At 34.8% G+C, this 14,615-nt stretch carries 15 protein-coding genes; 7 read left to right on the top strand and 8 right to left on the bottom strand.

Going from position 1 to position 14,615, the window contains the following annotated elements:
- Positions 1 to 4: 4 nt before the first annotated feature.
- A complete protein-coding gene (locus MKO06_RS04980; RefSeq protein ID WP_241549555.1) occupies positions 5 to 463 on the top strand; it encodes a DUF6730 family protein in 459 nt (152 codons plus the stop codon).
- 75 nt (positions 464 to 538) lie between these two features.
- Here MKO06_RS04980 and MKO06_RS04975 read toward each other — a convergent pair whose 3' ends face one another.
- The 6 genes from MKO06_RS04975 to MKO06_RS04950 form a co-directional block, all read right to left on the bottom strand.
- Positions 539 to 892: a DUF6686 family protein gene (locus MKO06_RS04975; protein WP_241549554.1), complete on the bottom strand. Its 354-nt coding sequence runs from the start codon at positions 890 to 892 to the stop codon at positions 539 to 541.
- A gap of 2 nt (positions 893 to 894) precedes the next feature.
- The gene (locus tag MKO06_RS04970; RefSeq protein ID WP_241549553.1) at positions 895 to 2,184 is read right to left on the bottom strand and encodes a PepSY-associated TM helix domain-containing protein; all 1,290 of its coding nucleotides are present in this window, start codon (positions 2,182 to 2,184) and stop codon (positions 895 to 897) included.
- A 1-nt stretch (position 2,185) separates the two neighbouring features.
- On the bottom strand, positions 2,186 to 4,606 hold the full coding sequence (locus tag MKO06_RS04965) for a TonB-dependent receptor (RefSeq protein WP_241549552.1): 2,421 nt from the start codon (positions 4,604 to 4,606) through the stop codon (positions 2,186 to 2,188).
- A gap of 559 nt (positions 4,607 to 5,165) precedes the next feature.
- Positions 5,166 to 5,552, bottom strand: coding sequence for a ubiquitination-like system serine protease family protein (locus tag MKO06_RS04960; protein WP_241549551.1), 387 nt, complete (start codon positions 5,550 to 5,552; stop codon positions 5,166 to 5,168).
- Entirely contained in the window at positions 5,536 to 6,720 is a 1,185-nt protein-coding gene (locus MKO06_RS04955) for a ThiF family adenylyltransferase (RefSeq protein ID WP_241549550.1), read from the bottom strand. Before MKO06_RS04955 ends, MKO06_RS04960 begins: the two co-directional genes overlap by 17 nt.
- Positions 6,695 to 6,961 (bottom strand): multiubiquitin domain-containing protein, encoded by a 267-nt coding sequence (locus MKO06_RS04950; RefSeq protein WP_241549549.1) that lies wholly within the window; start codon positions 6,959 to 6,961, stop codon positions 6,695 to 6,697. The genes MKO06_RS04955 and MKO06_RS04950 overlap by 26 nt, the downstream gene beginning before the upstream one ends.
- 534 nt (positions 6,962 to 7,495) lie before the next feature.
- On the opposite strand from MKO06_RS04950, the gene MKO06_RS04945 reads away from it, so the two are divergent.
- Complete coding sequence (locus tag MKO06_RS04945) at positions 7,496 to 8,584, top strand: HigA family addiction module antitoxin (RefSeq protein ID WP_241549548.1); 1,089 nt, start codon at positions 7,496 to 7,498, stop codon at positions 8,582 to 8,584.
- 144 nt (positions 8,585 to 8,728) lie between these two features.
- On the opposite strand, the gene MKO06_RS04940 is transcribed toward MKO06_RS04945, so the two are convergent.
- Entirely contained in the window at positions 8,729 to 9,946 is a 1,218-nt protein-coding gene (locus MKO06_RS04940; RefSeq protein WP_241549547.1) for a site-specific integrase, read from the bottom strand.
- Between the two features lie 691 nt (positions 9,947 to 10,637).
- Here MKO06_RS04940 and MKO06_RS04935 point away from each other — a divergent pair.
- Positions 10,638 to 10,910: a hypothetical protein gene (locus tag MKO06_RS04935; protein ID WP_241549546.1), complete on the top strand. Its 273-nt coding sequence runs from the start codon at positions 10,638 to 10,640 to the stop codon at positions 10,908 to 10,910.
- On the opposite strand, the gene MKO06_RS04930 is transcribed toward MKO06_RS04935, so the two are convergent.
- On the bottom strand, positions 10,895 to 11,482 hold the full coding sequence (locus MKO06_RS04930) for a riboflavin synthase (RefSeq protein WP_241549545.1): 588 nt from the start codon (positions 11,480 to 11,482) through the stop codon (positions 10,895 to 10,897). The genes MKO06_RS04935 and MKO06_RS04930 overlap by 16 nt on opposite strands.
- Positions 11,483 to 11,543: 61 nt before the next feature.
- On the opposite strand from MKO06_RS04930, the gene pdxA reads away from it, so the two are divergent.
- The 4 genes from pdxA (at position 11,544) to MKO06_RS04910 (ending at position 14,609) form a co-directional block, all read left to right on the top strand.
- A complete protein-coding gene (gene pdxA / locus MKO06_RS04925; RefSeq protein WP_241549544.1) occupies positions 11,544 to 12,590 on the top strand; it encodes a 4-hydroxythreonine-4-phosphate dehydrogenase PdxA in 1,047 nt (348 codons plus the stop codon).
- A gap of 95 nt (positions 12,591 to 12,685) precedes the next feature.
- Positions 12,686 to 13,219 carry a YceD family protein gene (locus tag MKO06_RS04920; RefSeq protein ID WP_241549543.1) on the top strand — a complete coding sequence of 178 codons (534 nt, stop codon included), beginning with the start codon at positions 12,686 to 12,688 and terminating at the stop codon, positions 13,217 to 13,219.
- Between the two features lie 13 nt (positions 13,220 to 13,232).
- Positions 13,233 to 13,430: a 50S ribosomal protein L32 gene (rpmF, locus tag MKO06_RS04915; RefSeq protein ID WP_156280504.1), complete on the top strand. Its 198-nt coding sequence runs from the start codon at positions 13,233 to 13,235 to the stop codon at positions 13,428 to 13,430.
- Positions 13,431 to 13,610: 180 nt separating this feature from the next.
- Positions 13,611 to 14,609, top strand: a complete 999-nt coding sequence (locus MKO06_RS04910; protein WP_241549542.1) for a beta-ketoacyl-ACP synthase III — start codon at positions 13,611 to 13,613, stop codon at positions 14,607 to 14,609.
- The last annotated feature ends 6 nt before the right edge of the window (positions 14,610 to 14,615 follow it).

Here is a 14,615-nt window from a genome sequence, read left to right as displayed (position 1 = left end):
TAGCATGAAAAAACTAGATGAGATCATGGAATTGATGGCCGATGAAATGGCCGATTTTAAAACATCGCTGGAAAAACTGGAAGCCTTATCTAAAGAGTTGAACGAAATGAGTATTCCCATTAGTAGAGCTGCAATTGATGAGAATCTACAGAGTTTTCTTCAGAAACAGGAAGAGGGCAAAGAAGTAAAAAATGAATTACTCAGAGATATTAATGATAAACTGGAACGAGCCAGCCTTATCCCGAACTATATCATCGTTTTAATTGGAAGTATTCTTCTCCTCCTTTTATCTGGGCTAGGATATCTCTATTATTCTAATAAAGTTAAAGAAGAAGAGAAATTCCAGATCTATCGAACTATTTCTGAATCGGAACTGAAATCCTACCTAATCTTTTTCGCTGAAAATCCGGAAATAAAAGAAAATTACTGTACCTGGATGGACCAGTTATATAAGCGGGAATGAGCCTTGTCCTGTTTAATTTACATTATGAATAATTGCAAGGTCGCTTCTATCCAGAAGTTTATAAATTAGCTAAACTTATAAAATCAAATCATCTAGCAAATTCTCCAAATTCAGGTTAAAAATAACTCCTTCAATCAGATCTTTAATTGATTCTAGCTCTTTCGTGCTCAATATTAGACTTAGGCCTGTTAATGGAGTAAGCAATAAAATATTCTGGCAATGATCTGGATTTTCACATTTTTTACATCCTGAGTAGTGGGTGATTGTATTACTGATTAATTCCCGAAATAATTCTAATTCAGGCTTTTCGAATTCAAGATTCATATCTCTGAAAACAAGCTGGATTTTAGATTTAGTTGGGATATTATTCCATAAAAATCCTATTCCGGACTGGTTGTAATATAAAATATGGATATCCCTGTCTTCCATTTTCAGGATTTGGTTATTGCTTTATTGAGTCTGAACACAAAAATATAATAAGTAAGAAATGCGAAAATGAGCCATCCTAATGAAATCACAACGAGGGCTTGATTAGAGGCATTATATCGCGTTATAATAATCGTGTGCATAAAACCTACAAAAACGAGAAATATTCCCCAATTAATAAATCGCCAAATGCCCATTACCGGTTTTCTTTTCTTTTTTCGTTTATTGGCCTGTCTTTTTAAGGTGATCCAAATACCGGTAAGAATTAATGAGGAAATTCCAAGACCAAAAATGAACCAAATAATTTTGGTAATTAGCCCTCCCCAATAGCCAAAATGCAACGGATCTGCAATGTCGTTTAACCACATAGTAGTGCTTATATCTTCAGCTTTTTGGACTTTTATCGTTTCGTAGGTATTTGGATTTATATAAACGCGATTTGCTCTTTTTCGGACCAGTGGGACTTCGCTTTTTCCAGTTAAATAGAACGGTGCTTCTGGGGAAGTAGGTGGAAGTATGGTACCAATTTGCAGTCCAGGGATTTCTTGTTGAGCTATTTTTGAAGCCTTTTCATAATCTACATTGTATGTAAGTTCTCTTTCCGGTTGTTTTTCGTTATTGTGAATGAAATCAGGAGAAGATGTGTTTACAGCATCAGATAATCCTCCAACATTGGCACGTTCCATAAAATACCAGATTCCCGTAATAGAAAATAATATGGTGAAAGGAATAGACCATAAACCTACCAGCCTATGTATACTTCTAAAAAGTACTAATCTGCCTTTTCCGGTTTGTAGTTCAAATAATTTACGCCACCATTTTTTATAGAAATATAGGGCTGTTATCAATGATATAAGCAATAGAAAACCAAATGCCAATACCGTAAAATGCCCTATTTGAAATGGAATAAAGAGATAATAGTGTAAATCCCGGAAAAAACGTTGAAATGTTAGGTTCGTGCTTCCCTGAATTTCGCCGGTATAGGGATTTACAAAAACATAGGTTCTTTTGCCATCAACCCCAACATAAACTATATCACATAAATAAGGTTCTTCTTTTAGATCCCAATATTGAATTTCCCCATTGGGATATTGTTTGCTAATATTTTTTACTATAACATTTCTATCAGCTAATTCTGATTGCGGACGCACCCTGCTCTCGGGAAAGAAAAGCCAATCCATTTCATTACTCAATGTGGCTAAAGTACCAGAAAAGCATACTATAAAAAATAGTATGCTCAACCGGGTGCCAATCCAACTATGTAATTGAAAAAAATGTTTTTTCTTTAATTTCATATTAGAAAGAATAACCTACACTCATTAAATAGTTTCTTGGGGCTCCAGGGAATAATCTTACATAATCATAACCTCCTACCCAATGAGTTTTATCGAAAACATTATTTAGTAAAAATGATATATTAAAGCGATCCACTTTATATGAAACTCCAGCATCAACTATAGTGTAAGAAGGTAATTGTAATTCGCTAGAGAATGTATTTCGTTCAGAAACAAAATTAGAACCTAAGCTGATTCCTAGGCCTTGAATCTTTCCATCAATAAAAGTATATTTTCCGAAAAACCCACCCTGGTGTAAGGGAGCGTTTTCTTTTCTAATACCAATTTCATCTGGATTATCACTTTCTGAAATAATCGCTTCATTGTAGGCATAATTTGCGGTAAGGGTTAAATTTGGAAGAATTCGTCCATTAATATCCAATTCAAATCCTTTTGATTCTTCCTGTCCCCTCTGTCTTAACAGTTCAGGGTTGCCAGGCTCATTAGCATTTACCAGAATATTGTTATTTTCAATATAATATACAGCAAGGTTTGCACCTAAGCGCTTGTTGAAGAACTCACCTTTTGCACCGAATTCTACCATTTCGGCTGTAACAGGGTCAAATGGCCCTCCAACATTCGGATTTGTTTGAGCTGCAAGTCCCTGAGGCTGGAAACTTTGTGTGTAGGTACCATATAAATTTATCGCATTAGTAACAGAGTAAACTAGACCAAGGCGAGGTAAAAATTTATTTTGAGTTGTTGTTTCTTCATCTGCCTGATCAACATTTACCACATCGTTATAATACTCTTGCCTTCCACCTAGCAATACCTGCCATTTATTAAATTTTATTTGATCCTGGACATACAAACCATAGGTATAATACCTAGTAGCGGGACTGGGGCTTTGGGTAAAGGTGTAATTACTTAATTGTGCGAGATTATAGGTAGGATTTGCCAAGTTAAAGTGTGGAACATTAGGAACCGGATTTCCATTTTCATCAAGTAGAAAGTTTTGAAAATCTGCCGGATTGGTTGAAACGCCCCCTCCTTGTAATTTATAACCTCTCGCAAATGCAGAAGCCCCACCTCGTGGTTGTTTTTGCTCAATGTAATCGAAACCAGCTACTATTTTATGATCTAAGGCTCCGGTGTTTGCTTGAAAAACAAAATAACTGGAAAGGTTGTCCGCTATAAACTGGCGTTGACGTTGAATCACCTGCATTCCCATTAAAGTAGGAATTTGTTCTCCGTTACCATCTATTGCAAATTGATTTGAAGTTCTATGTTCTACCAAATCCTCTTCAAATAAATATTTCATGTAGGAAGTATTAAAGGAAATATTATCAGAGAATTTGTGGTTTAAAGATAATGTTGAGTAAACTACATCGCTCTTTTGAAAATCGTTTGTTTGGTTTAATGCAAAAGATATTGGAGTAGAATTTAAATCCGTCCCAGCACTGGCACCAAAAATTGGCTGTCCACGATCTAATTTTCCATCAAAATTGGTGATAACAAGATCGAAATTAATTCGAGTTTTATCAGTTGGTAAAAACGATATGGAAGGGGCAATCATATAAGATTTAAACTCCTGAAGATCTCTGAAACTATCAGAATTCTCATAAGCAAGGTTAAGCCTGTAAAGAAGGGTTTCCTTTTCATTAACGGAACCAGTAAAATCAGCTGTTGTTCTTAGAGTATTAAAACTGCCAAGGGTAAAGTTTATAGATTTCCGGTCATCTGCTAAAGGTTTTTTTGTAACCCTGTTCATTACCCCGCCAGGAATTGAATTCCCAAACATAGCAGAGGAAGGTCCTTTAATTACTTCAACTCGTTCAATATTTGCAAGTAGAGGTTGAGGACCAAAAAGGCCTACAACTCTTAAGCCATTTATGTAAGTGTCGCCAGAGCGAAATCCTCTCATAGTAAAATCATCATAATAAGAGAACATGTTTACACCACTTACATTTTTTACAATGTCATTTACCCGGTAGGCTTGTTGATCTGCAAAAACTTCTTTGGTCACATAGCTTATAGCCTGAGGTACATCTTTAATTGGAGTCGCAGTTTTTGTGGCGGCGTAGGTCAATTCATTTTTATAAGACCTGGCTTTTCTACCGGTTATTTCAATTTCCTGTAAACTTTCATTAGAGGTTTCCAGGGTAAAATTTAATACTTTATTCTGGCCTTCACTTAAATTTATAACTTCAGTTTGATCTTCATAACCTAAAAAGGAAATCTCCATATTATAAGAAGCCGGTTGGAGATTTTTAAATTCATAATAACCATTAAAATCGGTGAGGGTACCTTGATTTCCATTTAGTAAAATGTTTACTCCTGGAATAGGTACATTATTCTCATCGGTAATTGTTCCGGATAAACTGGAATTTTGGGCGTAAGCGATCGAAGTTAAAATTAATAGAAGCGGTAGTAGTAGTCTCATTTTGGGTTTTTACATAGTTTGTCTGGGGGCAAATATAAAAACCTTAATATTATTTAGACTAATTATAAATAAAAAAATTTTGTTTTACTTCATACAAGGTTGTTCTTTGTAAACCGCATGTTTATTCTATAATAGGTTTAACTGCTTTAGAATAAATTTGTTATCTCAATTCCTTTTTTGATAAACTTAAAGATCAATCAAGAATTAACTGTTTATGATATTTATCAAGGATATTGGTTGGTAATGAATCCAGATAAATTTGAGTTGTGTTCAGTTTATAGTGGCCTAGCATCGAGGAAATTACATGAAGTGGTACATCTTTCAACAATCCTTGTGTAGTTTTAAAATTGGCTAAATTTTCATAATCTTTCATTTAATTTCTAATAACCACTTTTTCTATGTTTAGATGACTAGTCCGAAGAATCATCCATTCGAATTTTTTGATAAAAACTGAGAAGAAAACATTTCTAAAGAATGGGAGGTATATAAAAAATTCTTGAAGAGGATGTAGAACCGAATGATGTATGTAAAAAAAAGAGGGGGTACCCCCCCCTTTTTTTTAATTATTAGATTTAAAAAAACTTATTATTCGAGACCAGAATGAAATCTTTTTACTATTGAAATACCTTTGGTGTTCTACAGTTTCATTAATCCTGCAATCATCGATCTGATCCTGATTCCAGTTATTAGACCAAACTATTTTACCATTTTTAATCCAATAGTGAGATTTACAAGCCATTCCCCAATTTCCTATGGAAGGGTCAATTGTTATAGATTCTCCGTCAAAAATAAATTTCCAGTCTACTGGAGATAAGGGTAAAAAAACTTTTTCACCACATCCACAACAACATTTATGAACTATTATCTCATTCTCCACAGAAACATAAAGTTTATCTTCTTTAATATCCTCGGGAATGTATTCTACAAAACTATGTTTCAAAATCATCACTCAATAGAATATTTGAATTAATATTAAATACAGAATGATACTCGAGCTCATCATCGAGATAGAAACCACAAAACTTTTTCCATTTAATCACAGCCAACTTAGCGTTGATAGCATTCAAATCGTCTATTTGGATATTAGATGAATATTCATCTTCATCTTCCTTGCCAAAGGAAATTCGATTTTTCTCCTTAATGTGGGATCGCATGGTTTTGGTGCTAGCAGTAGTTCTAATGGTTGCTATAAGCCCCTTAGGGTTATATTCTACCCCCATTCCTACATCAATGAAAGAAATTCCGAGTTCCTCCAGGATATTGATAATTTTCTTTTTTTCAAAACCATTATCAATACTAAGAAATACAAAATCAAGTGGAAGAACAGAATTTAGTCTGGCTCGATCAAAATAGAAGTTATGACTGAAAATGCCCTGGTGCATACTTGAATACATCCTTTTGTAGTAATTAACTTTTGGCATTCCATATAAATCCTCAATTGAAGCAGCGCCAGGAGACCTAAAAGCGTTATGCTGAAGGAATATATCTCCATCAATGAGGTGGATTTCCTTTACAGGGGTTTTAGCTACCGAATCAAGAATATAGGATCCCGTGCCCCCTAAGCCAATAATTCCAATGCGAAGATTTTTGAATACCTCCATTAGACCACCAATTTCAGCTCTACTTGCATTGGTGTCCAAATAGCACAGGGGAGAATTTTCCTCCACCATACTTTGCACTGGCTTATATGTCTGTGGGGTTACATCAGGATTAATAGCCATTGCCGGAGCAGAGACTATATTAATATAATGAATCACCTTATCATAATTATTTTCAAACCCACCCGCAGGTTTGTTTGAGAAACTATGATTAACCATCAATCCACTTCCTAAATTTCTAGTTGTGGAATTATGTCTTATCTTTTCAATAGGACGACCATCCAAATTACTTGGATAGTCGCCTTGAAAGTGAATAACATGTGTTCTAGGTTTTGAAGCCTTACCAGTTTGATCTGGTACAATGTCTGTAATGAACTTTCCGAACATTAAATTCTTAGTAGAATTTAAATAGGGAATACTGTCCACGACTAAATGAGAACCTATAATTCGAACTTCGTAACCTTCATCACGAAGTTTTTTTAGATCCGGACTATGATTTATTACTAGCTGTGACATAAAGCTTCATTTTATTAGTTGCTTTTATTTCTTGACCCGGGGCGACCTTCCCTTGTTCTCCATGGCCTTGACCTCTTTTATAAGTTACTGTGTAATAGGTATTAGGATTTGAAGGAGTTGCTCCGTAAGCTAGTTGCACAATCTCATCGTATGCGAGTGTTCTTTTAGACCAATTTTTAGGTGTACCGTTTACGGTAATTTCTAATTTTACTTCTTTCGAAGGTTCTTTAAAGTTTTTCATGGTAATAAAGTTTTTAACCAATTAATAATTTTAGTCTTCTGATTTTAAAACAGTTGAGACCTACAACTGCTCAGGCAATCTCCCGACAAAAACTTGTTTTATATTGATTAAAAACTTATCTTTGTAGAAGAATAAAAGGAAAGGCGTTGAGGTGGATTAATCCTCAAGCGTAGTCAACCAACTATTTTTTCCTTATAAGCTTAATCCAATTTATTGTTGCCGCAATAGATTGGATTTTTTTTTGCTAATCCTGCATATATATTTTTTTTCAATTTCACATACACGAACAAATATACTTTAAACATTCTTTAAGACCAAAGAAAATGGTAACAAAATTGTAAACATATTATTTGTTTAAAGAATTTTTTGTATATTACGGTATTGTTATATGGCAAATATATAAAATATAGCAATACACTTTTCTAATTTTGGAACTCATAAATCTGGTTGTTTCTTAAATGAATATTATCAGATTAGGCGATTAAAAATTTTTATTTACTTTAGCGTATTAATTATACTTCACTCTTTATGACAATGGATAGGGTAGTACATCCGGGTAAGGTCTTAGCAGAGCTTATGACGGAAAGGAATGTTACACAAAGAGAACTTTCGGCTAAAATTGATATAGCTCACTCTTTATTAAGTAATATTCTGAATGGGACTAGAAATTTTAATGTAAATCATGCGTTAGCTTTAGAGGCAGCTGGATTTAAGGAAGCTTCATATTGGCTTGAATTACAAGCACATTATTCTATATATGAGGCCAAAAAAAACAAAACTTTTCAAAAACGGGATTCTAATATTAAAGATTGGAAGAAAATAGATGAAAACAACTTGGTTCCTCTTACATTCTTAAAAAAGCAACCTTTTCTGGATGTTCAAAGTTCAGAAGATGTTAGTAATATTTATAAACTCTTCAATGTTTCAGATTACGATGGATTGAAGAGTAAAATAGAGAACTATGATTTATATTACTTTAGAAAATCATCCAAATTTGCTGAAGAAAAGAATAATGTAATTACATGGTCGATAGTTGCTGAAGCAAAAGCGAAATTGATTAAGGTAGGTAAATTTAGACCTATTGATCAGGAAAATCTAATAAATGAATTAAAGGAAATATTTTTCAATAATACTAAAGTTATTGAAAGAACAAAAAAGCTTCTAAGAAAATACGGGATTAAATTCTTTACACTTGATAGACCACCGAAAACTCCAGTAGAAGGTAAAACGTTTATGTCAGATGGTAGCCCGGCTATTGCTCTTAGCTTGCGATATAAAAGATTGGATTATTTTGCATTTACTTTAATGCATGAATTGGGGCACGTATATCTACATTTAACAAATCCTGATTATATGGATGCTAATTTCTTCATTAATAATGCAAAGCAAAAGATAGAAGAGTTTCAAGCAGATAACTTTGCACAGGACAATTTAATTCAATTAGAAGAATGGAATGATTTTGTTCTTTCTAATGACCATTTTTCTGATGAGGTGATTTACGAGTTTTCAAAAAAAGTAAGAGTTCATCCCGGAATTATTCGAGGAAGGGTTTGTTTTGAAAATCCAGAATATTATAGAAAAAGAACTTCTATCACAGCAAAAAATAAATTAACGGAGAAATAGAAAATCATGCTAGTTTAGTTAAATTTCATTCCCTCGATTGATAGTTAGTTTTCCTTCCGTAATAAAAGTTAACTACATCAAACCATTTATGAGGTTACTATTTATATGTCTAGTCGATAAGCTTAGATAAATAAGTTAAAGAGTTTATATCAATTCCAACTGTTTATGATACTTATCAAGAACATTAGTTGGCAATGAATCCAAATAAATTTGAGTTGTGTTCAGTTTAGAGTGGCCTAGCATCGAGGAAATCACATGAAGAGGGATATCTTTTAACATTGCGTGGGTTGCAAAACTATGCCTTGAAACGTAGGAAGTAAGATATTCCTTTATTCCACATTGTTTAGCAATTCTCCTTAATCCTTTATTATATCGATTTCTGGCTTCTTGTACCTGTTTATACTGTTCAATCAAAGTTTCAGAATTTAGAACGGGTAGAATAAAATCGTCATATTCCTTATCTACTAAATAGAAATCCAGAATTTCCCATAGTTGATCGGTAATAAGAATATTATAATTTTTAGATGTTTTTTTTCTTTGAAATTTTATTCTATCACCAACAATATTTTTCTTTTTAAGAAAAGCCATATCTATGAATGACATTCCAAAAAGCAAATAGGATATCAGGAAGTAATTTTTATAATGAAAGGGCCAGGAGCCTTTCTCTGTTTTATAATGTAGTAGTTTCAAAACACTTTCATATTGAATAGCTCTTTTAGAGGTAGGTGTAGTTTTAATTTGATCATCCTTAAAAGGATAAGCTTCTTTCTCGATCAATCTGTCTTTTATTGCTTTATTATATATAGATCTAAGCGTTCTTAAGTAAGATGCAAGTCCGTTTAAAGAATTATTATTGGATAAATGAAATGTTTCAAAATTCACAAGAAACTCATAGTTAATATCATTAAACTTTAGATCTTTTTTCTTGGTATAGGACCTTAATCTAGTTAGTAATCCTCTATAGGATTTGGCACTTCCAATTCGATTGGCTTTGATTAATTCTTCAACTAGATTGTCTCCATATTCTAAAAAGGAATCAAACTTTCTTCGTTTACTAATTCTTTCCTTGACCTGATTTATGGATAGGAATCTTAGTTCATTTTTCAATTCCAGAATGTTGATGATATTTCTTGCCTTCCCTAATTGTTCATAAAGAAATTGGTTCAACAAATTAACCTCGCTTTTCCGACCATAAATTGATCTTACTTTCTTATTTTTATTATCCCAAAAATGTAAAGGAATAGATTTACCAGTGGATATGGAAGTTGTTTTTTGAAAATGACAAAGTCTAATAATTATAGTGAAGGTTTGGTCCTTTTTTATCCTCCTCTTATCGATGGCTAAGTTGGCACTGGTTTGCATATTAGTAAATTGAAAATTGAGAAGATAATTTACGAATTATGCCCCTAATTTTTCGGGAAAATCACATGTAATGCACACTTATTTGTTTGATATTAAATGAAATCAATTGAACACAAATAAAATGTAAATAGCTGAAAATCATAAAAATAAGTGGTTTTTGACTTAGAAAAAATGTTAAAATCGAATTCTCATAATCAGGTGGTCCTTGGTTCGAGCCCAAGTGGGACCACTTTTAAACAGAAGCCTTGCAGAAATGCAGGGCTTTTTTGCTTCTAAATTGGAATAGTTCTTACTTTATGATCCTTAATTAAATCATAGCCTACTCACTTATGAATTAAAATCAAATTTTATAATTTCCTACCCAAAAAACTACAGTAGACAATTATTTTTAAGCCTCGTAAAGTAAAAATTGGCATTTTATTAGGAATTCAATTCACTAATTCAATACATTTGAAATAAATACATGTTGATAATCGATTGAATCACAGCGTTTTTAAGTTTATATCCAAACGTTAGAATAAACTAAAACCTTATGATTGTTTATTGCGTAAATTTTAAAGTAAGAATTGTATATCCGTATATGACAGGACCTTAGGGTTTGTTATTGATTGAAAATTCTTACTTTAGATTATAATCTTCTGAAAATTAACTTATAAATAGGGCTTTCGCCGAAAATATTAACCTAGCGTCAATGGGGCAGGTAAGACACATTTTTTTGGTAATTATTTTCAGCTTTGGAATTTCTATTGCTGGGTTTTCTCAGGATAAGGAGAATCCTCCTCAACCTGGAACTAAATCTCATGATGGTCCCCCGTGCGATCCGGGAACTGGAGGAGGCGGTACTCCGCCGCCACCTGGTCTCTGCTTACCTATAGATGATTATGTATATTTGTTAATGGCGGTAGGAGTGATGTACGGCTGTTTTAAGCTACGGGATTTTGAAATTTCTCAGCCTAATTCCTGAATCCTTTTTACGTATTTACCAATTACATCAAATTCCAGGTTTACCGTATCTCCTTCCTTTAACTTTTTAAAGGTGGTGTGTGCATAAGTATACGGAATAATAGCTACGCTAAATGAATTCCTTTTTGAATTTACCACGGTAAGGCTTACACCATTGATAGTGATCGATCCTTTTTCGATCGTAATATTGTTTAGATCGGCGTCGTACTCAAAACTGAATTCCCAACTGCCATCAACCTCCTGGACACGGGTACATTTGGCCGTTTGATCAACATGACCCTGAACTATATGTCCGTCCAGCCGGTCTCCTAGCTTCATACCTCTTTCCAGGTTTACCTGGCTTCCAGTCTTTAAGTTACCCAAATTGGTTTTCTCCAGGGTTTCCTTAACGGCAGTCACTTTATATTGTGTATCGGTCAGGGAAACAACCGTTAAGCATACGCCATTATGCGCTACGCTCTGGTCGATTTTAAGCTCTGGAGTCAAACGAGCCTGGACCCAGATATCCAGGTTATTTCCAGATTTGCTTATCCTGGTTATTTTTCCTATTTCTTCTACGATCCCTGTGAACATGGTATTGTATAATAATGGTTACATTTGTGAGTAAAATTAAAATATTATATCGGGAAAGTATATGAAACATGCCGAAATGATCAAATTAGGAATAAGCATTGGAGACCTTAACGGAATTGGAAGCGAGATTGTGCTAAAGACCTTCGATGATACCAGGATGCTGGAATTTTGTACCCCGATCATCTTTGCGTCCTCTAAGATCATCAATTTTTTAAAAAAGCAATATAACCTCTCTCTGAATTTCCAGGGAATAGATCATCCTTCCAAAGCGATCGACGGGAAGATAAATGTCATGAATGTGTGGAAAGAGAATGTCAAAATTAATTTTGGCGAGGAAGATACCGAGGTTGGTAATTATGCTTTTAAATCGCTTGAAGCTGCCACGATGGCTTTGAAAAATGATGAGATTGATGTGCTGGTGACCGCTCCCATTAACAAAGCAACCATACAATCTGAAAAATTCAACTTTCCTGGACATACAGATTATCTTGCAAGAGAGCTAGGTGGGGAAAGTTTAATGTTCATGATCACCGATAACCTTAAGATCGGGTTGCTCACAGATCACGTTGCTTTGAAAGATATTGCTTCTGTCATTACTCCGGAACTGATCGAAAAGAAAGTAAAGATCATTCAGCAGACCCTTAAACAGGATTTCAGGGTTTCGAAACCTAAAATTGCTGTTTTAGGAATCAATCCGCATAGTGGAGACAATGGAGTAATTGGGAAAGAGGATGAAGAGATTCTTAAACCTACTCTTCAGAAAATACGTGATAAAGGAGATCTGGTTTACGGGCCTTATTCTGCCGATAGCTTTTTCGGTTCCAAGAATTATAAGAATTTTGACGCCGTGGTTGCGAGTTATCACGACCAGGGACTAATTCCTTTTAAAACTCTTTCCTTTGGAATGGGTGTGAATTATACGGCAGGATTAAAAAAGGTGAGGACTTCACCCGACCATGGAACAGCATTTGAAATTGCCGGGAAGAATGAAGCGAATATCAATTCGTTTAAAGAGGCAGTTTTTAAGGCTATCGAGATTTATAAAGCCCGGGAAGAATATAAGATTCTAACCGAAAATCCGTTAAAAAAACAAGGCAAGAAGATATAAACAAAAATTTGTTTATAAAAAGGCCTTAATTGATTAATTTTTATATCTTTGCACCCGCCTTTACGGCAACGTTAGGCACTCAAAACTGAGGAGAGATGAGGAATTTAGCAGAGTTTACGATTCCTTTTAAGGGATTAAAGCTTGGGAAACACCAGTTTGAGTATGAGTTAGATAACAGGTTCTTTGAACATTTTGAGTACGACGAATTCAATAGTGTAGATGTAAAGATCGACCTGTTGTTCGAAAAGAAAACTACCATGATGGAGTTGACTTTTAAGGCAACGGGAACAGTGAATGTAAATTGTGATCTTACTAACGAACCTTATGATCAGCCAATAGACAGCAGTTTATTTCTGGTGATAAAGTTTGGGGATGAATTCAACGATGAAGATGAAGATCTGCTGATCATACCTCATGGAGAATTTGAGGTAAATATCCAGCAATATATTTACGAACTGGTGGTGCTTTCGGTACCTGCCAAGCGTATTCATCCTGGAGTTGAAGATGGAACACTGGAATCTGAAGTACTCGACAGGCTCGAAGAGCTGAGTTTGAAAAATCAGAAAAAGAAAAATGAGGACGAGACAGATCCTCGCTGGGACAAATTAAAAAATTTACTAAACGAATAATTAACAGGAAGCCATGGCACATCCAAAGAGAAAAATCTCGAAAACCAGAAGAGATAAAAGAAGAACACATTATAAAGCTTCAGCTCCAAAAGTGGCTGTAGATTCTGTAACAGGTGAACCTCACCTTTATCACAGAGCTCACTGGCATGAAGGTAAATTGTATTACCGTGGCCAGGTATTGATCGATAATACCGAAGAAATAGAAGCTTAATTTAACAATAGAGCTTCATAAAAAATTAAGGAACTCTCACTTTGTGGGAGTTTTTTGTTTTTAGTTGAATAAGTCCTAAAAAGACCTTAATTTGCACGCCGGTTAGAATTAATTTTAGTAATTTTCTATGATTGACGAATTCTATTTGGAACCGGTGATGAGTGAATTAAATTCAATTTTATGAGTAAAATCACGGCAGCAATCACGGCTGTAGGAGGCTATGTGCCAGAAGATATTTTAACCAACAAGATGTTGGAAGAAATGGTGGATACGAATGATGAATGGATTACCACCAGAACCGGAATTAAAGAACGTCGAATTCTCAAAGACCCCGCAAAGGGAACTTCTTACCTAGGAATCCAGGCCGCAAAGGAAATTCTTGAAAAAACGAACCTGGACCCCAAAGAAATAGATTTAGTGATCATGGCGACTGCCACTCCAGACATGCCTGTGGCTTCTACTGGAGTTTACGTGGCCACCGAAATTGGCGCTACCAATGCCTTTTCATATGACCTGCAGGCAGCCTGCTCTAGTTTCTTATATGGAATGTCTACGGCGGCAGCCTATATCGAATCCGGGAGGTATAAAAAAGTTTTGCTTATCGGAGCCGATAAAATGTCCTCTATCATTGATTATACCGATCGTACTACCTGCATCATCTTTGGTGACGGGGCCGGTGCAGTATTAATGGAGCCTAATGAAGAAGGGCTGGGGTTACAGGACGAGATACTGAGAAGCGATGCTATTGGACGGGAGTCCTTGAAGATAGCGGCAGGTGGATCTATTTTGCCGCCTACTGAGGAAACCGTGGCCAAGAAATTACACTTTGTAAGGCAGGATGGAAAAACGGTATTCAAGTTTGCCGTTTCCAATATGGCTGGAGTAAGTGAGCAGATCATGGAAAGGAACCATCTTTCCAATGAAGATGTAGACTGGCTGGTTGCTCACCAGGCTAATAAAAGAATAATCAATGCTACTGCAAATAGGATGAATTTGCATGACGAGAACAAGGTTCTTATGAACATTGAACGTTATGGAAATACTACTTCTGCAACTTTACCATTGTTATTAAGCGACTATGAAAAGAATTTTAAAAAAGGAGATAATTTAATTTTTGCTTCATTCGGAGGCGGATTCACTTGGGGATCGGCTTACCTGAAATGGGCCTATAATTCTTAAAAAATC

Origin of the sequence: Christiangramia oceanisediminis, from assembly GCF_022570735.2 — a bacterium.
In the GTDB taxonomy this organism is placed as follows: domain Bacteria; phylum Bacteroidota; class Bacteroidia; order Flavobacteriales; family Flavobacteriaceae; genus Christiangramia; species Christiangramia oceanisediminis.
The sequence above is the reverse complement of the archived record's forward strand: the minus strand, read 5'-3'. Positions and strand labels throughout refer to the sequence as shown.